This window comes from Hydrogenobaculum sp. (assembly GCF_049967395.1).
In the GTDB taxonomy this organism is placed as follows: Bacteria; Aquificota; Aquificia; order Aquificales; family Aquificaceae; genus Hydrogenobaculum.
Window position 1 is genome coordinate 1 of sequence record NZ_JBMFST010000025.1, and the last position, 22145, is coordinate 22145.

The 22145-nt window shown below is 35.4% G+C and carries 30 protein-coding genes and 1 pseudogene; 12 read left to right on the forward strand and 19 right to left on the reverse strand.

Annotated features, from left to right (window positions below; all coding sequences use genetic code 11):
- The 5 genes and pseudogenes from ACP5S8_RS04780 to ACP5S8_RS04800 all read right to left on the reverse strand — a co-directional run.
- A pseudogene (locus ACP5S8_RS04780) lies at positions 1-1217 on the reverse strand (hypothetical protein); the annotation flags it as partial.
- A gap of 9 nt (positions 1218-1226) precedes the next feature.
- Entirely contained in the window at positions 1227-1610 is a 384-nt protein-coding gene (locus tag ACP5S8_RS04785; RefSeq protein ID WP_461875933.1) for a chemotaxis response regulator CheY, read from the reverse strand.
- Positions 1611-1622: 12 nt separating this feature from the next.
- A complete protein-coding gene (locus ACP5S8_RS04790; protein ID WP_461875934.1) occupies positions 1623-2183 on the reverse strand; it encodes a protein phosphatase CheZ in 561 nt (186 codons plus the stop codon).
- A gap of 1 nt (position 2184) precedes the next feature.
- On the reverse strand, positions 2185-2364 hold the full coding sequence (locus ACP5S8_RS04795; protein ID WP_461875935.1) for a twin-arginine translocase TatA/TatE family subunit: 180 nt from the start codon (positions 2362-2364) through the stop codon (positions 2185-2187).
- A 57-nt stretch (positions 2365-2421) separates the two neighbouring features.
- Positions 2422-2613, reverse strand: a complete 192-nt coding sequence (locus tag ACP5S8_RS04800; protein ID WP_461875936.1) for a twin-arginine translocase TatA/TatE family subunit — start codon at positions 2611-2613, stop codon at positions 2422-2424.
- Positions 2614-2706: 93 nt separating this feature from the next.
- Here ACP5S8_RS04800 and guaB point away from each other — a divergent pair, with 93 nt between their 5' ends.
- The 6 genes from guaB to ACP5S8_RS04830 all read left to right on the forward strand — a co-directional run bounded on the left by guaB (position 2707) and on the right by ACP5S8_RS04830 (position 7099).
- Positions 2707-4176, forward strand: a complete 1470-nt coding sequence (guaB, locus tag ACP5S8_RS04805; RefSeq protein ID WP_461875937.1) for an IMP dehydrogenase — start codon at positions 2707-2709, stop codon at positions 4174-4176.
- On the forward strand, positions 4173-4844 hold the full coding sequence (locus tag ACP5S8_RS04810) for a type III pantothenate kinase (protein WP_461875938.1): 672 nt from the start codon (positions 4173-4175) through the stop codon (positions 4842-4844). Before guaB ends, ACP5S8_RS04810 begins: the two co-directional genes overlap by 4 nt.
- Positions 4845-4863: 19 nt before the next feature.
- Positions 4864-5241, forward strand: coding sequence for a hypothetical protein (locus ACP5S8_RS04815; RefSeq protein WP_461875939.1), 378 nt, complete (start codon positions 4864-4866; stop codon positions 5239-5241).
- Between the two features lie 87 nt (positions 5242-5328).
- Positions 5329-5520, forward strand: coding sequence for a helix-turn-helix domain-containing protein (locus ACP5S8_RS04820; protein ID WP_461870299.1), 192 nt, complete (start codon positions 5329-5331; stop codon positions 5518-5520).
- Positions 5517-6215, forward strand: coding sequence for a sulfite exporter TauE/SafE family protein (locus ACP5S8_RS04825; RefSeq protein ID WP_461875941.1), 699 nt, complete (start codon positions 5517-5519; stop codon positions 6213-6215). Before ACP5S8_RS04820 ends, ACP5S8_RS04825 begins: the two co-directional genes overlap by 4 nt.
- Entirely contained in the window at positions 6212-7099 is an 888-nt protein-coding gene (locus ACP5S8_RS04830) for an urease accessory protein UreH domain-containing protein (RefSeq protein WP_461875942.1), read from the forward strand. Before ACP5S8_RS04825 ends, ACP5S8_RS04830 begins: the two co-directional genes overlap by 4 nt.
- Here ACP5S8_RS04830 and ACP5S8_RS04835 read toward each other — a convergent pair.
- From ACP5S8_RS04835 to ACP5S8_RS04845, 3 genes are read right to left on the reverse strand one after another with little or no spacing between them, the layout of a single operon-like run.
- Positions 7087-7503 carry a hypothetical protein gene (locus ACP5S8_RS04835; RefSeq protein WP_461875943.1) on the reverse strand — a complete coding sequence of 139 codons (417 nt, stop codon included), beginning with the start codon at positions 7501-7503 and terminating at the stop codon, positions 7087-7089. The genes ACP5S8_RS04830 and ACP5S8_RS04835 overlap by 13 nt on opposite strands.
- Before the next feature lie 8 nt (positions 7504-7511).
- A complete protein-coding gene (locus ACP5S8_RS04840; protein ID WP_461875944.1) occupies positions 7512-8438 on the reverse strand; it encodes a CobW family GTP-binding protein in 927 nt (308 codons plus the stop codon).
- Complete coding sequence (locus tag ACP5S8_RS04845) at positions 8435-8863, reverse strand: hypothetical protein (RefSeq protein WP_461875945.1); 429 nt, start codon at positions 8861-8863, stop codon at positions 8435-8437. Before ACP5S8_RS04845 ends, ACP5S8_RS04840 begins: the two co-directional genes overlap by 4 nt.
- A 46-nt stretch (positions 8864-8909) precedes the next feature.
- Between ACP5S8_RS04845 and ACP5S8_RS04850 the strand changes: the two genes are divergently transcribed.
- Genes ACP5S8_RS04850 through pfkB form a run of 6 tightly spaced genes read left to right on the forward strand, consistent with a single transcriptional unit; the run spans position 8910 to position 13897 of the window.
- Positions 8910-9893: an MlaE family ABC transporter permease gene (locus ACP5S8_RS04850; RefSeq protein WP_461875946.1), complete on the forward strand. Its 984-nt coding sequence runs from the start codon at positions 8910-8912 to the stop codon at positions 9891-9893.
- On the forward strand, positions 9890-10624 hold the full coding sequence (locus ACP5S8_RS04855) for an ABC transporter ATP-binding protein (RefSeq protein ID WP_461875947.1): 735 nt from the start codon (positions 9890-9892) through the stop codon (positions 10622-10624). The genes ACP5S8_RS04850 and ACP5S8_RS04855 overlap by 4 nt, the downstream gene beginning before the upstream one ends.
- The gene (locus ACP5S8_RS04860) at positions 10617-11534 is read left to right on the forward strand and encodes an MlaD family protein (protein WP_461875948.1); all 918 of its coding nucleotides are present in this window, start codon (positions 10617-10619) and stop codon (positions 11532-11534) included. Before ACP5S8_RS04855 ends, ACP5S8_RS04860 begins: the two co-directional genes overlap by 8 nt.
- Positions 11531-12088, forward strand: coding sequence for a hypothetical protein (locus ACP5S8_RS04865; protein ID WP_461875949.1), 558 nt, complete (start codon positions 11531-11533; stop codon positions 12086-12088). The genes ACP5S8_RS04860 and ACP5S8_RS04865 overlap by 4 nt, the downstream gene beginning before the upstream one ends.
- Positions 12081-12980 carry an aldolase gene (locus ACP5S8_RS04870; protein ID WP_461875950.1) on the forward strand — a complete coding sequence of 300 codons (900 nt, stop codon included), beginning with the start codon at positions 12081-12083 and terminating at the stop codon, positions 12978-12980. Before ACP5S8_RS04865 ends, ACP5S8_RS04870 begins: the two co-directional genes overlap by 8 nt.
- Complete coding sequence (gene pfkB, locus ACP5S8_RS04875) at positions 12977-13897, forward strand: 1-phosphofructokinase (protein WP_461875951.1); 921 nt, start codon at positions 12977-12979, stop codon at positions 13895-13897. The genes ACP5S8_RS04870 and pfkB overlap by 4 nt, the downstream gene beginning before the upstream one ends.
- Here the strand turns inward: pfkB and fliN are convergent, their stop codons facing one another.
- The 11 genes from fliN to ACP5S8_RS04930 all read right to left on the reverse strand — a co-directional run.
- On the reverse strand, positions 13898-14353 hold the full coding sequence (gene fliN, locus ACP5S8_RS04880) for a flagellar motor switch protein FliN (protein WP_461875952.1): 456 nt from the start codon (positions 14351-14353) through the stop codon (positions 13898-13900).
- Between the two features lie 2 nt (positions 14354-14355).
- Positions 14356-15318 (reverse strand): flagellar motor switch protein FliM, encoded by a 963-nt coding sequence (locus tag ACP5S8_RS04885; protein WP_461875953.1) that lies wholly within the window; start codon positions 15316-15318, stop codon positions 14356-14358.
- Positions 15319-15330: 12 nt separating this feature from the next.
- On the reverse strand, positions 15331-16830 hold the full coding sequence (fliF, locus tag ACP5S8_RS04890; protein ID WP_461875954.1) for a flagellar basal-body MS-ring/collar protein FliF: 1500 nt from the start codon (positions 16828-16830) through the stop codon (positions 15331-15333).
- Between the two features lie 7 nt (positions 16831-16837).
- Positions 16838-17140, reverse strand: coding sequence for a flagellar hook-basal body complex protein FliE (gene fliE / locus ACP5S8_RS04895; RefSeq protein WP_461875955.1), 303 nt, complete (start codon positions 17138-17140; stop codon positions 16838-16840).
- 2 nt (positions 17141-17142) lie between these two features.
- Positions 17143-17553, reverse strand: a complete 411-nt coding sequence (flgC, locus tag ACP5S8_RS04900) for a flagellar basal body rod protein FlgC (protein ID WP_461875956.1) — start codon at positions 17551-17553, stop codon at positions 17143-17145.
- Positions 17554-17565: 12 nt separating this feature from the next.
- Positions 17566-17940: a flagellar basal body rod protein FlgB gene (locus ACP5S8_RS04905; protein ID WP_461875957.1), complete on the reverse strand. Its 375-nt coding sequence runs from the start codon at positions 17938-17940 to the stop codon at positions 17566-17568.
- A gap of 2 nt (positions 17941-17942) precedes the next feature.
- Entirely contained in the window at positions 17943-19781 is a 1839-nt protein-coding gene (locus ACP5S8_RS04910) for a tetratricopeptide repeat protein (RefSeq protein WP_461875958.1), read from the reverse strand.
- Positions 19782-19785: 4 nt separating this feature from the next.
- Positions 19786-20349, reverse strand: coding sequence for a CDP-alcohol phosphatidyltransferase family protein (locus tag ACP5S8_RS04915; protein WP_461875959.1), 564 nt, complete (start codon positions 20347-20349; stop codon positions 19786-19788).
- Positions 20346-21305, reverse strand: coding sequence for a KpsF/GutQ family sugar-phosphate isomerase (locus ACP5S8_RS04920; RefSeq protein WP_461870319.1), 960 nt, complete (start codon positions 21303-21305; stop codon positions 20346-20348). Before ACP5S8_RS04920 ends, ACP5S8_RS04915 begins: the two co-directional genes overlap by 4 nt.
- Positions 21302-21823 carry an inorganic diphosphatase gene (ppa, locus tag ACP5S8_RS04925; protein ID WP_461875960.1) on the reverse strand — a complete coding sequence of 174 codons (522 nt, stop codon included), beginning with the start codon at positions 21821-21823 and terminating at the stop codon, positions 21302-21304. The genes ACP5S8_RS04920 and ppa overlap by 4 nt, the downstream gene beginning before the upstream one ends.
- Positions 21824-21861: 38 nt before the next feature.
- Positions 21862-22145 (reverse strand): murein hydrolase activator EnvC family protein (locus ACP5S8_RS04930; RefSeq protein ID WP_461875961.1); only part of this gene is annotated, 284 nt, incomplete at its 5' end.

Genomic DNA, 22145 nt, shown 5'->3' on the forward strand with positions numbered 1-22145 from the left:
TGCTCCGTAATATCCATTATAACCTCTACAATTTGGTTTATGGAGTTTATGCTTTTTCTAAGCTTATCGGAATTGTTTGACACCTCATCTATGGCTTTTATAGAAGCGTCTATGTTTTTAGAAGTTTCCTCTAGCTTCCGTAAGCCTGCTTCCACATAGTTAGACACTTGCTGACCAACAGCTCTTATATCATGTACAGCTCTTGATAAGTCAGCGATGCCTTGATTTACTTCCGTAATAGAGCTTATTATCATCTCAAGCTCTTCCTTGAAGCTTCTAACTTGGATACCTACCCTATACCTGTAGGTTTCTAACAAAGACAACGTATGATAAAGCTTAGCAACTGTAGGTATAGTACTGTAAAACATTGTATCTACAGCCCTTTCGTAGGTAGCATCTTTCCAAACAGAAGCGTAGTTTATGACGTTGCCGTTATCATCGTAAATAGCTGTTCTATAAGATTCTATAATAGTATTACCCATTGGAATATCTGTGTTTTTCAAAACTTCTCCTGGTTTTAGAGCCTTGAAAAGTTCCTTTATACGCTCTGGATCTTTATGAAACTTGTGTATGGATATACCTAAAGGATTTGACCAATCTATATTGTAGCCAAAAGTTTTATTCATTATATCTCCATTTTTCTTTAAAATCTCAATGCCTCTTTTGTTTATATAAGTAAGCTCATTGCCTTCTTTACCGGGCTTAAACTCCGGCGTCACCACAAAAACACCTTCAGATTGCAAAGCCTCAAGTAAATCAAAACCAAGCTTAGCTTTCGCTTTAAAAGTTTCTAAATCTTTTTGTAGGTTTTGGAGCTTTGAAGATAAACTGTCTTTTTCTCTTTCTATAACTTCAAGCTTTGCTTTATAAGTTTGATTTTCTTCTCTAAGAGCGCTTAGCTCTTGCTCTAAGCTTTTTACCTTTGAAGTAGCATCTTCATATCCTTTGGCAAGTTCTTGCTTTTCCCTTTCCAACATTTCAAGCTTGTTCTTTAGTTCTTCGCTTCTATATTTCTCTTTTTCTAAAGTCTCAAATTTTTCCCTATAGCTTTGGTTTTCTTGTTTTAAAGATTTTAGTTCTTCCTCAAGCCTTTGATGCTTGTAAGTAGCATCTTCATATCTTTTGGCAAGTTCTCGCTTTTCCTTTTCCAACATTTCAAGCTTGTTCTTTAGCTCTTCGTTTTCTTGTACTACATCTTTACAAAAAATACCTTTCATAGCAACCTCCTATTTAAAAATTTTCTCTATCTTCTCTTTCAAAATTTCCGCTGTAAAAGGCTTCACTATATAGTTGTTAACACCGGCCTTTAAAGCCTCCAACACGTTTTCTTTTTTAGCCTCTGCTGTCACCATCAATATAGGTAAATCTTTTAGATTTGGGTCTTGTCTTATAGCTTTTACAAGCTCCAAACCATCCATCTCTGGCATGTTCCAGTCTGTAAGGACAAAATCAAAATGAGAAGAAGATAGTTTAGAAAGAGCATCTTTGCCGTTTTCAGCTTCTTCAATGTTTGAATACCCAAGCTGGTTTAATATACTTTTGATAACACGTCTCATAGTTGACATGTCATCCACCACTAGTATTCTAATATCTCTCGGTGGTAAAGGCATAAAAGTACCTCCTTATAGTCCAAATTCTTTCAAAAGTTCATCTACATCGTCTTGGTTTATGCGGTCTCCAGTTAAAATCTCCGTTGCCTTACCTATAATTTTTTCTTTGGTGGTTTCATCCTTTTCGCTGACTTCTATAGAGTTTACCACCATCTGAAGAAGTCTTCTCTTTGTATCTTCTATTGCTTGAATAACTTTTTTTATCTGCTGAGCTGTAATATCTTGAAAAGACATTGCCGTGTATATTTCTATAAGCTTGTTAAGGTTGTCTTGATTTAGGGTTTTTATATCTTCTAAAATCGTGTTTATGGTTTTTGTGGGACCCAGCCTTAGCAAAGTAGAAACATCTTCATCTATCTTTTTAGAATTTGTCTCGATGGCATCTAAAAGGCCCATGATGTGGTGAGTGCTTTTTTCAGTAAAGTCAATTACATCTTTTAAAGAATCGCTAGCAGATGGGAGCAAGTTAGACGTCTCCTCTATAGGAGTTTTTATATCCTCTACTTTGGTCTCTAAGTTTTTAATCTCTTCCAAAAGTTGTTTTATAATATTGTTCAAATCTTTTACCCCCATTTTACTTAACCTCTTTTGCATCAACCTCTTTTACATCTGTCTCTCCAGAAAGGGCTTTTTTGAAGTTTCTAATACCCTCTCCTAAACCTTTGCCTGCTTCTGGTAGCTTATTTGCTCCAAAAAGAAGAAGCACCACAAACAATATGACTATAAGCTCAGTAATATTTGGCATATGAAACATATAATGCAACCTCCTTAAAAATTATATCATAATTATGAAGATAAAAATTTACAAAATTTAGTTAGCTTCTTTTGGCTTTTCCTCTTCTTTCTTTTCATCGGTTTCTCCAGAAAGGGCTTTTTTAAAGTTTCTAATACCTTCTCCTAAACCCTTGCCCATCTCTGGAAGTCTATTTGCTCCAAAAAGCACCAAAACTATTGCAAATATAAGCACAAGCTTCAAAGGATTGTCAAACAAATCTCCAAACATAAGAACCTCCTATATTATTAATATAATATAATTCTTAGTTTTTGGCTTTTAAAAACCTCTACCCTTAAAAACTATTTAGTATATAATAAAATTATGTTAGAACATAACCTTAAAGAGTATTATTCGTTTGATGACGTGTTGTTAGAGCCTGCTTATGCAGACTTTTTACCCTACGAAGCTGATGTGTCCACTTATCTTACAAAAAAGATAAAGCTAAACATACCAATAGTATCTGCAGCCATGGACACTGTAACAGAATACAAGATGGCTATAGCGATGGCAAGAAAAGGCGGTATAGGTATCATACATAGAAATATGACCCCAGAAGAGCAAGCTAAAGAAGTAGAGCTAGTAAAAAAATCAGAGAGCGGCATGATATTAAAACCAATCACTATAAAAAGCACAGATACTGTCCAAGAAGCTAAAAAGCTTATGGATAAATACAAAATATCTGGCCTTCCAGTGGTAGATGACAACGGAAAACTAATAGGCATTCTCACAAACAGAGATTTAAGATTTATAAAAGCTCAGGATCTTTCAAAACCAGTTTCTATGTTTATGACTTCTAAAAACCTCATTACTGCCAAAGAAGGCATATCTTTAGAAGACGCCACAGAAATATTAAGAGAGCACAAGATAGAAAAACTACCTATAGTAGATGACGAGGGCAGAGTAAAAGGTCTTATCACCATAAAAGATATAATGAAGCGCATTCAATATCCAGAGGCTGTAAAGGATAAATACGGAAGGCTTATGGTAGGTGCCGCCATAGGAACTGGCCCTGATACTATGCATCGTTTAGAGCTTTTAGTAAATGCAGGGGTTGATGTAATAGCTGTAGATACAGCCCATGGACATTCTAAAAGAGTTTTGGAAGTAATAGAACAAGTAAAATCAAAATACCCGGATTTGCAGGTTATAGGTGGCAATATAGCCACTCCAAAAGCCGTAGAAGACCTCGTTAAAGCTGGAGCCGATGCGGTAAAAGTAGGTATAGGCCCAGGTTCCATATGCACTACCCGTATAGTAAGTGGCGTAGGGGTACCGCAGTTAAGCGCAGTGGCACACTGCTACGAAATAGCCAAAAAATACGATATACCAATCATAGCAGATGGGGGTATAAGGCATTCTGGCGATATAGTAAAAGCTATAGCAGCTGGGGCTAGCTCTGTAATGCTTGGAAACTTGCTGGCTGGTACAGACGAAGCGCCGGGCGAACACATATTTTATCAAGGCAGAGCTTACAAGGTGTATAGGGGTATGGGTTCTTTGGGGGCTATGATGTCAAGAAGGTCAGCGGACAGATACTCTCAAGAAAATCTGGAAAAATTTGTACCAGAGGGCATAGAAGGAAGAGTACCGTATAAGGGCAGTGTTATAGACGTTTTGTATCAACTCGTTGGTGGGCTTAAATCTGGCATGGGGTATACAGGATGCCCAAACATAAAAGCCTTACAAGAAAATACAAGATTTATAAAGATAACTAACGCAGGATATAGAGAGTCTCATGTTCACGATGTTGTAATAACAAAAGAAGCTCCAAACTACTCTTTAGAACCTTGAAGATATTAGACATAGGCAACACTAGGATAAAGTGCTATGAGGTAAAATCTATAGACAGCATAGGTATTTTATTTGACATATCTGCAAAAAGGCAAACGTTAGAATGTTATATTGAAAATCACAAAGAAGAAATATACGCCATCTCTACCAACAAAGAGTTTGAAGATTTTATCATAATAAATAAACTTAGAAAGATAGACACATCTTTATTTGAAAAGCTTACAAACTTCAAAAGCCCATACGAGGGATACGGTATAGATAGACTCATAAACTCTTACGCAGCTTCAAAGCTATACTCAAGCGACGTTTTGGTGGTAAGCATGGGAAGTGCCATCACATACGATATAGTGAAAAATTCCAAGGTAGAGTATGGGTATATAACACCTGGCTTGATCCAAAGAAAAGAATCTTTAAGCACAAGCGTACCGCATTTGCAAATGCCAACAAACGAACTAGGGAAAGCAAGAAATTTCAAGAAACCATCCAATACACAAGAGGCTATAGCGTACGGCATAGCAAAAGAATTACTTAGTACTATAAACACAATAAAAAGCGAGGAAAACTTGGAAGTTGTTATCACAGGGGGAGATGCAGAATTTTTTGAGGGCATATTTACCATAGATAAATTTCTTACACCAAAAGGCATATTTTTGGCTTTTAAAAAATAAATGTGTTATAATAATAACTATGATGACAAAAAAAGAGTTAGAACAGTATTTGGCTAAGCTTGAAGATTTTGTGCCGAAGATGTCGGCTAAAAAAAGTAAAAGACCGGGTAGACCTAAAAAATACGACGATAGGCTGGTATTGTTTTTGATAGCTCTAAGAGAGAAATACGGTTGGTCTTTAAGAGATTTGGAGAAAAAGGCAAAAGACATCGTGCCAAAAGGTATAGAGGTACCAGACTTTTCGTCTATCCACTACCGCATAAGAAGCATGAGAGAATATATAGAAGAGGTGAAACCGAAGCTCCTAAAAGTTATTCCCGACATAGAAGATTCAAAGGCGGATTCAAACACCAAGAAAAGCCGAAAACCCAAGAGCACAAAAACTGCAAAAAAGTAAGTTGTTGATTTAGCTAAATTTTTAAGGCTTGCCTTCCTAACCATATTTGGTTATACTAATACTAAATGGTTAGTAGGAGGTAAAGCCGTGAATACTAAAAAGAAGTATCTTAGCGTTAAAGAATTGGCAGAGCTACTTGGCTGTAGCACAAAAACTGTCTACCGTATGATACAATGCGGTAGGTTTTGGACAGAAGATGGAGAAAAGATAGTGAAGTTAAATGGAGCCTATAGAATACCTCTTTCAGCTATAAAAAGGCTGGAAACCGAAGAAATATGATAACAAGCACATTAGGTTTAACCACAAACTATGCGCTTATATTTGTATCTGGGTTCTTATCGTTTGTACACTGCTACGGCATGTGCGGAGTATTTCCCGCTAGCGTATCAAAATTAAGTGAAGAAGATAATATAAAAAATATTATTTATCTTTTTCTTTACAACTTAGGTAGAATGCTATCTTATGTATTTCTTGGGTTCTTGGTAAGCTTTGGTAGCATGAAGTTTGGAGCTTTTATAAGCAATATAAAGTATATTTCTGGAGTATTTTCGGTAGCTATTGGCATACTAATGGCCTTTATAGGTCTAAAGCTGATTTTTGGGAAAGCTATAGGCAGCATAGGCTTTTTAAACCCTCTTTACGAAGGTATCATATATATAATAAACGTTTTGTCCAGCACAAAAAGTATTTTTTCGCCATTTTTAATAGGGGTTTTTAACGGGTTTTTGCCATGTCCTATGGTTTATGGGTTTTTACTTTTGGCAGCTCTTTCTAAAAGCCCTATACAAGGTATCCTCATAATGTTTAGTTTTGGATTAGGAACAATGTTTACGATGTTTAGTTTTGGATTCTTATCAAAATATCTTATCAAACTAAAGCATCAAGCTGTGTATAAATTAATAGGTGTGATACTCATATACTTTTCCTACGAATCCATAGCGAGAGTTTATATGAGTATATACAATTGCAGATGATAGACTTATACAACGTAACAGCATCTTCTAACATATGGGTAACGCTACTAACAGCTTACTTGTTGGGGATAATACACGGCATAACACCGGATGAACATACTTGGCCTATAACATTCAGCTATTCCGTTGGAAGCTACTCGGCAAAAAAAGGGTTTTTAGTAGGTTTATCTTTTTCACTAGCTTTTACGCTACAAAGGGCTATAGCCAGCGAGCTAGCTTACTTTTCTTTGGTAAATTTTTTAAAAATACCAGTATTAGAATACATAATATATATATTAGTGGGCTTGGCTATGGCTTTTGGTGGTTTCTACGTATTTAAGTATAAAGACATGTTTCATATACACTTTGGCAAGATAGACACTTCGCATCACAAAGAGGCACTTCTTGGACACGCCATAGATGATACCCACGAAGTCATAACCATAAAGATGGCGATGTTACATGGATTTATAGCAGGCTGGGGTTTTGGGGCTTTTGCAATCATCATATATACCGTATTGGCTCCTTCTATGCCAAACGCCTACACCGGTTGGTTGCCAGGGTTTATGTTTGGGCTTGGTACTACAACGGTGCAAGTAGTTATGGGTACCTTGTTTGGACTCCTCGGTAAATCTTTAAATTTACCACACGAAGTATCTAGAAAAATAGCAAGAACCACCGCTGCAAGAACGCTATTTTTTGGCGGTATCTTGTTTTTTATAGTTGGAGTAATAGGGCTTTTAAAACCGGAATGGTTAGAGTTTAGCATAAAAACGCCGTTAAAGATTCACAATCTTCATGAGCTTGACATAGGATTTTTCTTAGTAATAGCAACAGTTATGGGAATAGGGTTGTCTAGTATGGTAATTGAAACAATAAAATACAAAAAATATTACAGAGTATAAATATCTAAAGAAAGCTTTAGCTTTACCATGCCTCTAAAGTTTTCTACCAAAGTGGATGCATCGTCGCCATCTTCCGGAGATGTGGCTATAGTATAAAACATATTTTGTCCAAAAAATTCCTTTAGTTCGTTTACTATGTGTATAGCTCCTTCTTTATTGGTACCAAAAAGTAAAAGCACAAGCAAATCTTCAAACACAAAAAATGCATCTGATGCCCTAGTTGAATCTATTAAGGCTTTTAGAATGCTCTCATCTTTTTTATCAAACCTTATACCAAGAAGCGTTATGTTTCTTAATACGCTTAAATCTTCTGCTAGGCTTAGCTCTCTGTCTATTCTTCCAAGCAAAGAAAAGGAATATCCCACCAACGGTAAAAAATCTTTCTTATCAAACAATATACCCATAACTTAAATTATAATACAAAAACACTTTCTTTTTTTATATTTTCACCAATAAACACCAAGAAAGACTTGCCGTCGTATTTTTCTATGGGGCTCAACTCCGTATAACCAAACACGTAATTAACAACCATTGGAGTTTGAAAATCCTTAAGCCTCACGATACCTTTTATCCTATATATATTTTTAGGTATATTCTTTAGCTTTTGCTCTAATTCATAATAAGATAGCTCCTTTTCCAAAAATACCGCAAACTCTCCTATGTTAGATTCCTCAAGGTGATTTACCAAAGACAAATGGGCTGGCAGCTTTGGTAAATCTCTTATAGGATACACATGTTTAAACAAATCTTCGTCTACTTGGCCGTATTTACTTTTATAGATTTTAAAATCTTTAAAAAATTCTTCTGAAGTTAGAAAATCTCTTAGGTTATACTCTTTCTTTATAGCCTTTATCTCGTTTTCTATATTTTCCAATTCTTTTTCAGATATCAAATCTATCTTATTTACAACTATTATATTTGAACTACCTATTTGATATTTAAAAGTTTCGTTGGATTTATAGTTATGAAAATTTTTGGCATCTACAATACACACAACACCTTCTAACAAAGAGCCAATGTTTTGTAGACTCAACATTATGGGAAATGGATTTGAAGCTCCAGAGGTTTCTACAAAAAGAAAGTCTGGATTGTATTTTTCTAAAATCTCGTAAACGCCTTTTTCAAACTCCGCCTGCAAGCTACAGCATATACAACCTTCGGAAAGCTCAAGCACGCTAGAGTAAACGTTTTGAAGTATTTTGCCATCAACACCTATATCACCTATCTCGTTTACAATTACAGCTACTTTTTTATCTTTAAAATGCTCTTTTACAGCTTTTAGCATAAAAGTAGTTTTACCAGAACCTAAAAACCCCGTTATTACAAAAGAGGAAATCATTGCTGATTGCCTGAGGTGTTAAATTTTGTCATATCTGGTACTTGCACCTTACCGGTGGCTGTATTAACAACGCTTCCAGATATCACATAAGCCATATCGTTTCTTATCCTAATAAAAAATGTCTTGTTGTCTACGCTTTTTAGTATAACATCACAATACCCTGGCACAGATTGAGAGGGAACGATAGCTAATATTGTATACGTGGCTAAGTTTTGGGATAGAAGGTAGCCTTTTATAGCATCTTCGGTAGGGCATTGATTCTGAGAACTTGAAGGTTGAGAGTTAGATGATGAGTTTGTAGAAGGGGTGGGAGTTTGCGGAGGATTAACGTTTTGAGAAGGCAATACAGGTTGTTGGACAATCTTCACATTTTCACCAAAAGCCAAAAAACTAAGTAAACATGATACACAAAAAAACTTTTTCATAATTTTAATTATAACACTGCAAAGGACATTTTGTTAAAATTAGGCTATGGACTTAACAAAAGAAACCATCGGGGGAAAAGTTGATATATCTATACTGATAAAAGAACACACAATAGATATAAAAGATGTTGATAAAATAGATACTTTTGGAGCTATTTTTATATTGGAGCTTTTAGAAAAATACAAAGATAAAAAACTTGTAGGCAAGAAAGAACATATAGAGTTTATACAAAAAGTAAAAGAATTATTAAAATACAACGACGAAAAAACAAAAAAAGACACAAATATAAACGTATCTTTAACATTTTTAGAATATATAGGGGTATTGGTTTATCATGGTTTTAAAAACGTAAAAGATATAGAATTTGAATCTTTTCTAAAAGAGATAGAAAACTCTGGCGTTGGCTCTCTTTTCATATTGGCAGTGCTTTCGTTTTTAGTGGGGATAGTGATAGCCTATCAAAGCGCCAGTGAGCTCATAAGCTTTGGGGCAAATATATTTATAGTAAATTTGATAGGCATATCGGCTTTTAGAGAGCTTGGCCCGCTCATCACCGGTATAATATTGGCTGGCAGGGTAAGCAGTGGATATACGGCAAACATAGGCATAAGAAACGTATACGAGGAGCTTGATGCCATCGAGGTGATGGGTATATCTCCTTACGTAGTGTTTGGCTTGCCAAGAATAATAACTCTTACATTTATAACGCCTTTATTGGTACTTTTTTCTAGCAACGTAATGGTATTGGGCGGGGCTATAATAGCGAAAACGTATTTAGATATTCCTTTTAATATGTTTTTTGATAGATTAAGAGAAGTTGTAGGATTTAACCAAGTGTTTGTGGGTTTGATAAAAGCTCCGTTTTTTGGGGCATACATAGGGCTTGTGGGTACATACTTTGGTTTTTATTCTGGTAAAAAGCCAGAAGACGTTACGTTGAACGTGATGAAAAGTGTAGTGATAAGCATATCTGGTATCATTGTAATAGATGCTTTATTTTCTATCATCTTTGCAAAGATTGGTATATGATAGAGTTTAGAAATGTCTATTCCTCTTATGGCAATTATATCGTGCACGAGGATATAAGCTTTAAAATAGAAAAATCAGAGATAGTGGCTATAGTAGGTGGAAGCGGGGCTGGTAAAAGCACGCTTGTAAAGCTTATGCTATTTCTTATAAAACCAAAATCCGGAGAGATATTTTTTGACAGCCAAAAAATAGATTACAACGACGAAAAAAATATACAAAGAATTAGAGATAGAATAGGAGTAGTCTTTCAATTCAACGCCCTTTTTAACTCTATAACAAGCGTAGAGAACGTAATGTATCCTGTATTAAAAAAGACTTCGCTATCAAAAGATATCGCTTTTAAAAATGCCGTTGTAAAGCTAAACATGGTTGGTTTTAAAAATATATGGGCTTATCCGGGTGAGCTTTCTGGGGGTATGAAAAAGAAAGTGGCTTTGGCAAGGGCTTTGGCGCTAGAACCAGACATACTCATACTTGATGAACCCACCTCTGGCTTAGACCCAATATCTGCCGATGAGTTTGATAGTCTTATAAAATCTATAAGAGACAGCTTGGGCACCACCGTTGTTATGGTTACTCACGACATAGCTTCTTTAAAAATAGTTGATAGAGTGTTGATACTTTATGACAAAAAGCTTATTTTTAATGGGAGTCCATCTTTGTTAAAAGCTCAAAACCACCCATGGATACAATCTTTTATAAACGGTCAAAGAGGTCATTGTTATGATTGAAGGGAAACCAAAATACACGCTTATAGGATTTTTTATAGTTTTTGGAATAGGCGTTTTAATAGCCACCATATACTTTTCTACAAGTTTTTTTAAAGACAGGGATTTAAACACTTACTATGTTCTTACAAAATATTCGGTAGCTGGTTTATCTGTAGGCTCACCGGTAAAATACAAAGGTGTTGATGTTGGAAAAGTAAGCGCTATAAAGATAGCAAGAGACCAAGAAACCCTTGAGATAAAGATATCCGTAGAGAAAAATCTTGACTTAAAAAAAGATGTAATAGCAAGCTTAGGGATAGCTGGTATAACCGGATTATCTTACATAGACTTAGAGCGTGAAAAAGGAGTAAAAGCCTTTTATGACAAAGATTTAGAAGCCTACGTGATACCTATGAAACCATCAGAACTTCAGCAAATATCAAATTATATCCCTCAAATACTTGATTCTGTAAATAAACTTATAAACAATCTAAACAATCTAATATCTTCTAAAAATACCAAAAAATTTGATACATTGTTTAACAACATAAACGATACCATAAAAAATCTAAACAGCCTTATAGTGGCGTCTAAAAGCTCTTTATCCAATACAAACAAAGTCTTGACGGCTTTTAACAATAAGATAAACGAGCTAAACGTACAAGATATAAACACTACCGTAGAAAAATATAACCTTCTGGCGGATAAGCTAAACAAAGAAACAAAAGAGCTAAATACCCTTCTTAAAAGCCTAAAAACAAACTCAGATACATTGACAAACAGCGTATACCCTCAGATAAACAAAACCTTAGAAGATATACAAAAAACATCTAAAGAGATGAGAGTTCTAATAAAACATATAAAAAATCATCCAAACTCATTTTTTATCATAAACCACCAAAAGCCTTTTCCGTTGGAGGAGACAAAATGAAGAAACTTCTTTTGGCTTTTAGTATGGCACTGCTTTCTTCTTGTGCTTTTGTCCAAAAAGAGAAAACTATAGAGTTTATACAACCAGAAGAGCACTATACAAACGCTAAAAGAGTCTATATATCAAATGTAAGCTCTCCAAGATACTTAGATACAGATGATATGGCTTATATTTACAAACATCAATTAAGGTATTTTGCAAAGCATCGTTTTCCTTGTAGTTTAAACTGCACCGTCAAAAATTATCTTTTAGAAGCGCTACCTTACTTAGTGGAAAAACCCATATCAGATTATGAGCTCTCGATATACATTTACGACTTTGAACCAAGCTTTAAAACGTTTCACAGCGGGAATATGATGCTAAAAGCAAGGTTTTATTTAAAGCATAAAAACACCTACAAAATAGAAGATTTTAACTACGATAAAGCTTTTTCTGTCAAAGATTTTAGCGGGCTTATAAATCAAGAAAACATAGCCTTACAAGCTATGACAAAAAAATTAAATAATTTTATAAAAGATGCTATAATAACATTTAAGGAGAGTAAAAATGTTTGAAGTAAGTGTGCCTGCAAACGTATCAAGTGAAGAGGAGTTTTTGAAGAACTTCAATGAAGCCACAAAAAACACAGGAAATCTCATGCTTTTTGCTGGAGATCAAAAGATAGAACATCTGAACAAAGATTTTTACGGTGAAGGTATAGCAAAAGACGATGCTAATCCAAAACATCTTTTTGAGATAGCATCAAAAGGAGAAATAGGCGTTTTTGCTACCCAGCTTGGACTTATCACAAGATACGCCAAAAAATACCCAAATATACCTTATCTTGTCAAAGTAAATTCTAAGACAAATTTAGTACCTTTTGAGCAAAGAGATCCAATAAGCTTGGGTCTTCATGATTTTGATAAAATCTTAGATACAAAACGAAAGGGAGTAAAGATATTAGGAGTAGGATATACGGTGTATCTTGGCAGTGAGTTTGAACATGTGATGCTAAAAGAAGCTTCAGAGCTTGTTTATGAAGCGCACAAAAACAACATGATAGCAGTACTATGGATGTATCCCAAAGGAAAAGCCATAAAAAACGAGCACGACCCTGAGCTTATAGCTGGAGCGGCTGGCGTAGCAGCGTGTCTTGGAGCTGATTTTGCTAAGATAAAAGTACCAAAACAAGAAGGAAAAGATGTAAAAGAGCTTCTTCAAATAGCTGTAGAAGCAGCTGGTAATACTGGACTTATATGCGAAGGAGGTTCAAAAGAAGGGGTTTTAGAGTTTTTAAAAGAGTTATATACTTACAAGCAAGCCGGTGTAAGAGGAAACGGCACCGGTAGAAATATACACCAAAGACCTTTAAAAGAAGCTATAGCTATGACAAAGGCTATATCCGCTATAACAATCTACAATAAAACACCAGAAGAAGCATATAAAATTTTTCAGGATAACCTATGATATATACAATTACTTTAAATCCAGCTTTGGATAGGACTATATGGCTTGATGAACTAAAGCAAGACGATACCAACAGAATATTAAAAGAAGAAAAATATGCGGGCGGTAAAGGTATAGATGTATCGAGGGTGTTGTTTAATTTCGGCGTGCCTAACGTAGCTCTTGGTTTTGTAGGAGGGTTTGCGGGGCTTGAGATCGAAGGGCTTTTAATAAACGAAGGGGTAAATTTTGATTTTATAAGAATATCAGAAGAAACAAGAACAAACATCATTATAAATACAAACAACAATCAAATTATAATAAGTGCAAAAGGGCCCAACACACCGCCGTTTGAACTTACAAAATTGATGGAAAAGCTAAACAACTTGGACAACCCTTCTTATATAGTAATATCTGGTTCGCTACCAGAGGGTCTTAAACCAGCTGTATATGCAAAGATAATAGATATGGCAAAATCAAAATCTGCTACGGTAGTCCTTGATACTGATGGAGATGTCTTAAAATTTAACATAAGCCACAAACCAGACATTATAAAACCAAATAAACACGAACTTTCTAGGGTAGTCGGAAGAGATATAAAAACTATAGAAGACGCTGTAATAGCCGCAAAAGAGATAAATAGAATGGGTGTAAGAATAGTTTTGGTATCTTTAGGTAAGGACGGAATGGTTTATGTAAGTCAAAATGCAATAATGCATGCAACACCTCCTGCTGTGAAGGTAGTAAATACCATAGGGGCTGGTGATTCTGCCGTAGCTGGTTTTATATACGCCAAACATATGGGGCTTTCGGATGAAGAGGCTCTAAAATATGCGGTAGCAACCGGAACAGCCACAACGCTTAAACCGGGCACAGCGTTAGCTACGCTAGAGGATGCTGTTGTAATAAAAGAACAAGTAAAGTTAAGATACTTGTAGTTAATGGCTTGCTAAAGATTTCACGCGCTCTTCTTTCTCTATTATTTCGGCTATCCTTATACCGAAGTTTTCTCCAACTACTACAAGCTCAGCCTTAGCTATGAGTTTCCCGTTTGCATAAACTGATACAAAACTATTTATAGACTCATCTAAAGCCACCACAGAACCAGGCCTTAGGTTAAGCAACTCTTTTATAGTTATTACCGTCGTGCCTATCACTACGGTAATAGAAAGAGGTATATCAAGTATGCGCTGTAAATCTTTAGATACATCTTGCTCTTGTGTAACTGCTTGAGCTTGTTGGTTTTCAGCGTTTGACTCAGTTTGAGCTTGGGCTTGCATAGCCTCTTCCCATAACTTCATCAAGTCTTCATCGTTTTGAGGTGTAGGTTCTGCCTTATTTTCTTCTTCCTTAATCTCTTCAGGTTGCTGATCTTGTTTTTCTTCCTCTGCCATTATTAACTCTCCTTATTATCCAATAATTTTAGTATTTTAACAGCTTTTTTAGAATTAGAGCGCCCTAATACACCATACATCTTAAGTACCCCCTCTATATTTACCTTTACTGGCTTGTTGGCAGAAGCTTTGAGTGTTATAGTGTCACCTACTTCCCATTCTAGTATATCTTTTACCGTAAAATTACCGCCATCTATTGTTACAGACAAACTAACTGTTAAATTTTTTATTAAATTTTTAATTACACTATCGTAATCAACATACTCTGACACTTCTGATACGTTTCTTAATCTATCTACAACGGGCTCTAAAGAAGAGTTTTGTATAGCAAGAAAAACAGGATACTCTATGCCATCCATCTCTACATTTATATGGGCCTGTATAAACATTTCCTTTTTAGAATTCATAGGAGCTATAAGAGCTGGATTTACTTCTGTTTCCAAATACATCACTTCCCCAGACAATATGCTATTCCAACTTTCTTGAAAAGCGCTCAAAAGCAAATCTACTACTTTCTTTATAATTTTTAACTCTAACTTTGTAAACTCCTTACCCTCTATCTTGTAAGGTTTAGCCGAACCGCCAAATATAACGCTTACTATACTATAAATCATTCTTGGGTCTAATATCAAAAAGTGCGTGCCTTTTAACCCAGTAATATTGAACATGTTTATACAAGAAGGAACCGGTAATTTGCTTATCAAATCTTCAAATCTTATAAGGGATGTTTCCGCTTTGTAAACGTTGTTAATAGCCACTACCAAACTAGATAACTTTGCCCTTGAAAGTCTGCTCCACTTTTCTAATATAATCTCAAGTCCTGCTATTGTACCTAAAGAGATGTGCTCTAAATCGTCTACATCAAACTTCTCATACCCTAAAGATTTTTCCTCTACCTCTTCTTCTTTACCTAGAGACTTTAAAAGAAGGTCTACCTCATCCTGACCTAAAATCTGTTCAGCCATAGTTGTTCACCTCTAAACCTTTTTGGCACTAAGCCAATGCTTAATAAGCTTTGCCACCTTATCTGGATTTTCTTTAGTAATTTTTATCATCTTATCAACGGTAATAAGCTCCCTAGCTTTTTCTCTTAGCTCTTCAGTTTCAAGCGATTCTAAAGCTTCCATAGCCGCACTTACAGCTGGTAATTCTTGAACTTCCGGTTTTTTTCTGGTTTTTAAGAACACAAAAAGCAGTATTCCAAGCAACAAAAGAAGCAAGATACCAGCTATACCATACTTTGCATAAACAATATATATAGGAGGTTTCGGTACCACAGGTTTATAAAAAGGTACCGCTATAACAGATACGGTATCACCTCTTTTTGGATCTACACCGGCAGCCGCAATTACCAATTGTCTTATACTATTTAGATTTACGTTTTTAAGGTCGGCATTTACTATGACGCCTACGCTCATTCTCTTTATACGTATGGTCTTGTCTACAACGTGAGTTTTTTCTACACTAACATCGTAGTTTGTAGTAACCTCCTTTTTCGTAGATTGAAAATTGGCGTTTGGTCTAAGACCACTCATTGGTGGTATATTTGAAGCTGTACCTGGCACTCCAGATACGCTTGTGCCTGTAGTAGTTTCTTGTTTTTTCTGTTGACTAACTACTGCCGTAGTGTTGGGATTGTAATTTTTTGATTTCGTTTCCACTTGAGAGAAATCTGGTTCCACGTCCACAGCAACCCTAACGTTGTTGTAACCAAGAGCCTGACCCAACACTTGCTCAAGATGCTTTGTTATAGAATTTTCTAAATCGGTTTTTACCCTTAACTGTTCGTTTGTAAGGTAGGAAGAGGGGTTGTTTAGTTCTTCCGTTAGGTCCACGCCGTTGCTGTCAACTACGGTCACCCTGTTGGGAGTTAAATCGGGCACACTAGCAGCCACCAAATTCCTTATAGCTATCACCTGGCGTCTTGTGATTGAAGCCCCTGGTTTTAGTTCTATAAATACTGAAGCCGAGGGTTTTTGGCTTTGGGTTATAAATATGCTTGGTTTTGGTATAGCTAAATTTACCTTTGCTTTCTCTATATTTCTAAAACCTAAGATGGTATTTGCTAGCTCTTCTTCTAAGGCTCTTTGATATTCTACATGCTGCATGAAATCTGTCATTCCAAGTGGCATTTTGTTTAAAAGTTTAAAACCTGGATAGCCTTTCGTTGGAAGTCCCATAGCAGCAAGTTTTAATCTTAGTTGTCTAGCCTCTTGTTCTGGCACTAAAATCGTTCTACCATCTTGAGTTATTTTATATTTTACGTTGTCTTTTTCAAGCTGCTCTACTATGGCAGCCATGTCTCTGTTGTTTAAATCTCCATACAAGACTGTATAATGTACTCTTGAGGTCAAAAAAAATATTAACCCAGTTAAAAGCGCTAAAACTACAGGTATAGACAAAACCGCAATTTGCTGAGTCTTATTTAAAGCTTGGAAACGCTCTTTTAAATTGTTTAATATTTCTTTGTAGTCCATAAATTATTTAGACTTGAGTATTTATAAGAGTCTGATAAGCATCTAAAAGCTTGTTTCTCACCTGCACCAACAAGTTTAACACTACACCAGCTTTATCAAATTGGACTACGGCGTCGTGAAGCGGAATATCGGCACCTTCTAATATAGCTTTTTTGGTAGTTTCAGCAGTTTGCTGAACATCGTTTGTATAGTTTAGAAAGTTTGACAATACATCAAAAAAGGTTTCTCCTTGAGAATTTTTTTGTTTTTGAGGCTTTTCTAAAGAATTGTTTGCAAATAAATCAGGTATACCAGTTATCTTATTTTCCATAATCAGGTCCAACTATTAATAGTAAACTGAGCTATATTCTTTGTCATGTTAAAAGCGCTGAGATTAGCTTGATAGCTCTGTGTAGCAGTAATCATATCCACCATCTCGGTGGTAACGTTTATATTTGGTTCCTCCACATACCCTTGAGCATTTGCATGCGGGTTTGAAGGGTCGTATATGAGCTTAAAACCATTTGATTGTCTAATCTCACTCACATTTACCGGCACTAAACCGTCTGAAAGCATATTTTTATCGTAAACTGCTTGAAACACTGGCTCTAATTTTTGATAAGGGGTGCCATCATTTTTGTAAGATTCGTAGTTTGCAAGGTTTGAAGCGATAGTGTTCATTCTGATGCGCTCTGCATACATGCCAGAAGCAGATACATCAAAAGCGTTAAATATGTCAAGCATAATTTACCTCCTTTATTGCCCTTTTATGGCTGTGTTTAATTCGTTTATATTGTCTGTTATCATTTTCATATAAGTCTCGTAGGCTATATAATTTGCGTTTGCCTCGGCCATTTGCTTTTCTATGCTTACGTTGTTTTTATCGTTTCCTATAAGCCCAGATTCTTTTTCCAATATATCAAAATGAGGTCCTGTTTGTACTGGTTGAATTTGTTTTTTGGGGTTTGTTATCTTTAGAGCGAGCTCTTTTTCAAAAGGCACAAACCTTACGTTTAATTCCTTGTAGTGAGGTGTATCTGCGTTGGCTAAATTGCTAAGTATAACCTTATGCTTTAACCATGTATAATCTAAATAAGGAACTACTTCATCTACACCACCAAAAAGCCCCATAGCTATTCACCCCACAAAACAATAGTCGCCTTAGCCCAAACGTTTTGGCTATTTTTAGCCAAACTTAATATATATTTTAACTCATTTTTGTCTTTTAGCAAGTAGCTAATGTAAGCGGCTTTATATAAAGCCCACCAATATGTGTCGTCTTTCGTTTTATTGTAGGTCTCTATATAAGTTTTAAAATATTTTAGAGCGTTTTGATAATCTTTCTTGTTTAGCTTTAATATGCCGTCTTTTAAAAGCCCAAGCTTAGCGTAATCTCTTAATCTATAGGAGTTATAAATATTTTTATGAGACAAAAATCTATCTAACATGGTATCGTCGTTGGTGTAATAGCCTATTAAAAATTCTGCTTCTTCCTTGTCATCACCTTTTAAATTGTTTAAAACAGAATTTAAATCGGCTACGCCATCTTTTATATTTCCTTGTTCTATGTAAAACTCTCCTTGTAGAAACGTCTTTATATTTTGGTCTTGGATGCCGTTTGTAAATCCAAGTCCGTTGGTATCACCTATATACACAAAAACTCGTGATATGTTCTCGTAAGTATTTGGCTGTAAAAACATCGCAAATAAAGACGGGTCTTCTTTATAAACGCTATAAAGCCTATAGGCAAAGGTTTCATTGTAAGGGTTCTCTCTTGATATAAGGTTTGTTATATAATTTATAGGCTTTTCAAATGATACGTTGATATCATCAAAATTTATAGGTCTATTTGGGAATTTTATATTTAAAAAGCCTATAAACATATCTTGAATTTCTTCTGGAGTAAGTCCACCTTCAAGGTAGTAATTGAGAAGGCCGAAATCTGGATATAAAGATAAAACGCTTGGGAAGTGAAGCCACATAAGCTTATCTAACGTATTTTGATAAAACGGTATTTTGTAAGTAGCCAAATAATCAGGGTGCATCCATAAAGAGCTAAGGGATATATAGGCAACTGGGTTGTAAAAAACTCCATCATGTTTTAAAAACTCCCTTAAAATCTTATGAGCATCAAGATAGTCTTTCGTTGTAAGATATATAGACATTAATATAAAATTTACCTTGTTTTTGTATCTTCCATATATATCTCTTCTTTTTGAAAGTTCAAGGTGAAACATGGCATTCTGCCAATCGGACAGCTTATAAAAGGCGTATCCGTAAAGAAACTCGTAATAAGGGTGATAAGATAAGAAACTATCGTAGTTAGAAGCTTCATGAAGCATGAAGGTAGTAGTTTTATAGTCTCCAGTCAAAAAATAGTATATACCGTAATCAAAATAATAAAGGGCTGTATCTTCTGGAGTTTTTATATCTTTGTTTTGAATGCCTTTTATATAATCTATGCCATTTTTATCGTGGTTTCTAAGCGTTGCATAGGCTAACTTAATCTTATACTTGTTGACGTTTGGGTATTTGCTTGATAAAACCATAAAAACACCGCCAGCTTTGTTGAAATCTCCTAAAAGAAGATATATATCGCCTATTATTTCTCTTTGTAGAGCTATATAAGAAGGGACTTTGTAATAAAATGGATACATATTTAGCATAACTATAGCGTTTTGGACGCCTTTTATATTTCCACTGTAGTAGTTTTCGTAGGCGTAGGCTTTTGCTATGTAAAGATAAGAAAGTTCACCGTATTTACTTTTTGGGGCCATAGAGTACACATCCATAAGTTCTGAAATAGCATCTTGGTAATCTCTTAAGTGTATGAGTTCTATGGCGTGGTTTAGCTTTTTTTGTAAATATGCGTTTAAATTAGAGCTTACACCAAAGGATTTTATACCAGAAGCTGCCAACAAAACAAGTATAAATACAAAAAGTATAAAAAGCTTCTTTATAAAAAGCTTCATGAATCTATTTTAAAACTTTATGGTTTAATACGCTTATCATATTTCTAACACCTATGTTTAGATATTCCAAGAAACTAAGCACCACAAAAACACCAACCACATCGTAAAGCAAATCTATAAATCTTATTTCGTAACTCTTTATGTTCTCTATAAAAAGCCCACAAAAAAGCACTATCATAGAAAACGTGGCAAGCTTTCCAAGGTAAGATGGCTTTGGCACCACACCAAAATATAGCAACAAAACACTCCCTAAAATTATAAACATCTCTCTAGCCAATATCAGCTTAAAAAGAATGGTTGGCATGTGGTACTTTAGTTTTATGAAAGCAAAAGACAAAGACAATATCAAAACTTTATCGGCTATAGGGTCAAGCAGTTTGCCCAGAAAACTTACGCTGTTTGTAAGCCTTGCTATAAGCCCGTCAAAAGCATCTGTTATGCTAACTAAAATAAAAAGAAAAAAAGCAAGATTTATATCGGCTTTTACTAAAAATAAAAAAAATGGAGATACCAAAAGCCTAAAAAATGATAAAAAATTTGGGATTGTAAAAATATTTGACGAGTTCAATTTATACCAGACCTCAATATATCGTGAAGGTGTATTATGCCTATGGGTTTTTCGTCCTCTTCTATGATGAGAACAGTTATCTTGTAATTTTCCATCAAAGATAGAGCTTTTGCAAGTATGTCAGATTTTGATATAGTTTTTGGGTTTTTAGTGCAAACTTCATACACTCCGGTAGTATTTATATCTACTTTACTTTCCAAAATCCTTCTTATATCCCCGTCTGTAAGTATACCCACCAACTTTCCAGCGTCATCTACTATTGCTGTAGCTCCAAAACCCTTTTGAGTTATCTCTATGATAGCCTCGTAAATCTTTGCATCTTTTTTTACAACAGGAAGCTCATCGCCAAAATGTCCTACATCCTTCACTTGCTTTAGCTTCTTGCCTAAAAAACCAGCCGGGTGCAAAAGGGCAAAATCTTCTTCTTTAAAACCGGAAAGCCTCAAAAGACTCATAGCCATGGCATCGCCAAGGACAAGCATAGCGGTGGTGGAAGAAGTAGGAGCCAAATTTAAGGGGCACGCTTCCTTTTCAACGTTAAGCACTATCGATATATCGCTTTGTTTTGCCAAAGTAGAATTTTTCTTGTTTGTAACAGATATCAAAAAACAGCCAATCCTTTTTATATAAGGAATCATGTAGAGTATTTCAGCAGACTCGCCGCTGTTTGACAAGGCTAAAACAACATCCTCTTTTGAAATAATACCAAGGTCTCCATGCAAAGCCTCGTTTGGATGCAAAAACACCGCTGGAGTGCCAACACTTGCCATGGTAGAAGCTATTTTTCTAGCTATATGGCCTGACTTACCCACTCCAGTCAGTATAACCTTTCCTTCAGAACGGTATATAACATCTATGGCTTTTTCAAAATCTTCGTTTATTAAAAGCTTTAGACCTTCAACAGCCTCCAATTCTTTCGAGATAGTCTCTAAAGCTGTCTCTTTTACAAGGCTCATTTGTTAAAACGTTCTATCGCCTTCTTCAACTCCTCATAAGCTTTTTCTTTGGATATAAAATTTTTTATCTTAACCCATTTACCCTGCTCTAACTCTTTGTAGTGCTCAAAAAAATGTTTTATTTTATCTTTTATGTGCTCTGGTATACCATCTACATCTTTTATATGAGAAAAAGAAGGGTCTACCTTTTTATGAGGTACTGCCAGAAATTTAGTATCAATACCAGCCTCATCCTCCATCTCAAGCATGCCTACCAAAGAGCATCTTATTACAGAACCAGGAACGGCAGAAAAATCAGATATCACAAGTATATCGGCAGGGTCTCCATCTTCAGCCAAGGTATTTGGTATAAAACCATAGTTAAAAGGATAATACATCGCTGTAAAAAGCACTCTATCTACAAATATAACACCGCTTTCTTTATCAAGCTCATATTTGATGTTGCTGTCTTTTGGTATCTCTATAAAAGCGTAGATATCATCGGGTGGATTTTTGCTTACTACTTTGCTTAAGTCCATAACATTTCCTCCTTTAAAGTTTAATATATTATAACAAACTATCTACCAAAGTAAGTAATAGGGTCTATAGGAGTGCCGTCTTTACTCCTTAGTTCAAAGTGAAGCTCGCAGGTAGAAGTACCGGGCTTTGTCCCCACCAAACCTATGGTTTGACCCTTGTTTACCATCTGACCTTTCTTTACAAAAAGCTTTTGGTTGTAAGCGTAAACCGTTATAATACCTCCACCATCCACTATAGCCATATTGCCGTAAGCTGCCAAGTCATCACCGCTATACACCACTATGCCTGAGTTTATAGTTTTTACCGGTTTTCCGCAGGCGG

Excerpts from the sequence above, each read along its gene's own strand:
- ACP5S8_RS04785 (WP_461875933.1), bottom strand. The coding sequence starts at position 1,610 with ATGCCTTTACCACCGAGAGATATTAGAATACTAGTGGTGGATGACATG.
- ACP5S8_RS04790 (WP_461875934.1), bottom strand. The coding sequence starts at position 2,183 with ATGGGGGTAAAAGATTTGAACAATATTATAAAACAACTTTTGGAAGAG.
- ACP5S8_RS04795 (WP_461875935.1), bottom strand. The coding sequence starts at position 2,364 with ATGTTTCATATGCCAAATATTACTGAGCTTATAGTCATATTGTTTGTG.
- ACP5S8_RS04800 (WP_461875936.1), bottom strand. The coding sequence starts at position 2,613 with ATGTTTGGAGATTTGTTTGACAATCCTTTGAAGCTTGTGCTTATATTT.
- guaB (WP_461875937.1), top strand. The coding sequence starts at position 2,707 with ATGTTAGAACATAACCTTAAAGAGTATTATTCGTTTGATGACGTGTTG.
- ACP5S8_RS04815 (WP_461875939.1), top strand. The coding sequence starts at position 4,864 with ATGATGACAAAAAAAGAGTTAGAACAGTATTTGGCTAAGCTTGAAGAT.
- ACP5S8_RS04825 (WP_461875941.1), top strand. The coding sequence starts at position 5,517 with ATGATAACAAGCACATTAGGTTTAACCACAAACTATGCGCTTATATTT.
- ACP5S8_RS04830 (WP_461875942.1), top strand. The coding sequence starts at position 6,212 with ATGATAGACTTATACAACGTAACAGCATCTTCTAACATATGGGTAACG.
- ACP5S8_RS04835 (WP_461875943.1), bottom strand. The coding sequence starts at position 7,503 with ATGGGTATATTGTTTGATAAGAAAGATTTTTTACCGTTGGTGGGATAT.
- ACP5S8_RS04840 (WP_461875944.1), bottom strand. The coding sequence starts at position 8,438 with ATGATTTCCTCTTTTGTAATAACGGGGTTTTTAGGTTCTGGTAAAACT.
- ACP5S8_RS04845 (WP_461875945.1), bottom strand. The coding sequence starts at position 8,863 with ATGAAAAAGTTTTTTTGTGTATCATGTTTACTTAGTTTTTTGGCTTTT.
- ACP5S8_RS04850 (WP_461875946.1), top strand. The coding sequence starts at position 8,910 with ATGGACTTAACAAAAGAAACCATCGGGGGAAAAGTTGATATATCTATA.
- ACP5S8_RS04855 (WP_461875947.1), top strand. The coding sequence starts at position 9,890 with ATGATAGAGTTTAGAAATGTCTATTCCTCTTATGGCAATTATATCGTG.
- ACP5S8_RS04860 (WP_461875948.1), top strand. The coding sequence starts at position 10,617 with ATGATTGAAGGGAAACCAAAATACACGCTTATAGGATTTTTTATAGTT.
- ACP5S8_RS04865 (WP_461875949.1), top strand. The coding sequence starts at position 11,531 with ATGAAGAAACTTCTTTTGGCTTTTAGTATGGCACTGCTTTCTTCTTGT.
- ACP5S8_RS04870 (WP_461875950.1), top strand. The coding sequence starts at position 12,081 with ATGTTTGAAGTAAGTGTGCCTGCAAACGTATCAAGTGAAGAGGAGTTT.
- pfkB (WP_461875951.1), top strand. The coding sequence starts at position 12,977 with ATGATATATACAATTACTTTAAATCCAGCTTTGGATAGGACTATATGG.
- fliN (WP_461875952.1), bottom strand. The coding sequence starts at position 14,353 with ATGGCAGAGGAAGAAAAACAAGATCAGCAACCTGAAGAGATTAAGGAA.
- ACP5S8_RS04885 (WP_461875953.1), bottom strand. The coding sequence starts at position 15,318 with ATGGCTGAACAGATTTTAGGTCAGGATGAGGTAGACCTTCTTTTAAAG.
- fliF (WP_461875954.1), bottom strand. The coding sequence starts at position 16,830 with ATGGACTACAAAGAAATATTAAACAATTTAAAAGAGCGTTTCCAAGCT.
- fliE (WP_461875955.1), bottom strand. The coding sequence starts at position 17,140 with ATGGAAAATAAGATAACTGGTATACCTGATTTATTTGCAAACAATTCT.
- flgC (WP_461875956.1), bottom strand. The coding sequence starts at position 17,553 with ATGCTTGACATATTTAACGCTTTTGATGTATCTGCTTCTGGCATGTAT.
- ACP5S8_RS04905 (WP_461875957.1), bottom strand. The coding sequence starts at position 17,940 with ATGGGGCTTTTTGGTGGTGTAGATGAAGTAGTTCCTTATTTAGATTAT.
- ACP5S8_RS04910 (WP_461875958.1), bottom strand. The coding sequence starts at position 19,781 with ATGAAGCTTTTTATAAAGAAGCTTTTTATACTTTTTGTATTTATACTT.
- ACP5S8_RS04920 (WP_461870319.1), bottom strand. The coding sequence starts at position 21,305 with ATGAGCCTTGTAAAAGAGACAGCTTTAGAGACTATCTCGAAAGAATTG.
- ppa (WP_461875960.1), bottom strand. The coding sequence starts at position 21,823 with ATGGACTTAAGCAAAGTAGTAAGCAAAAATCCACCCGATGATATCTAC.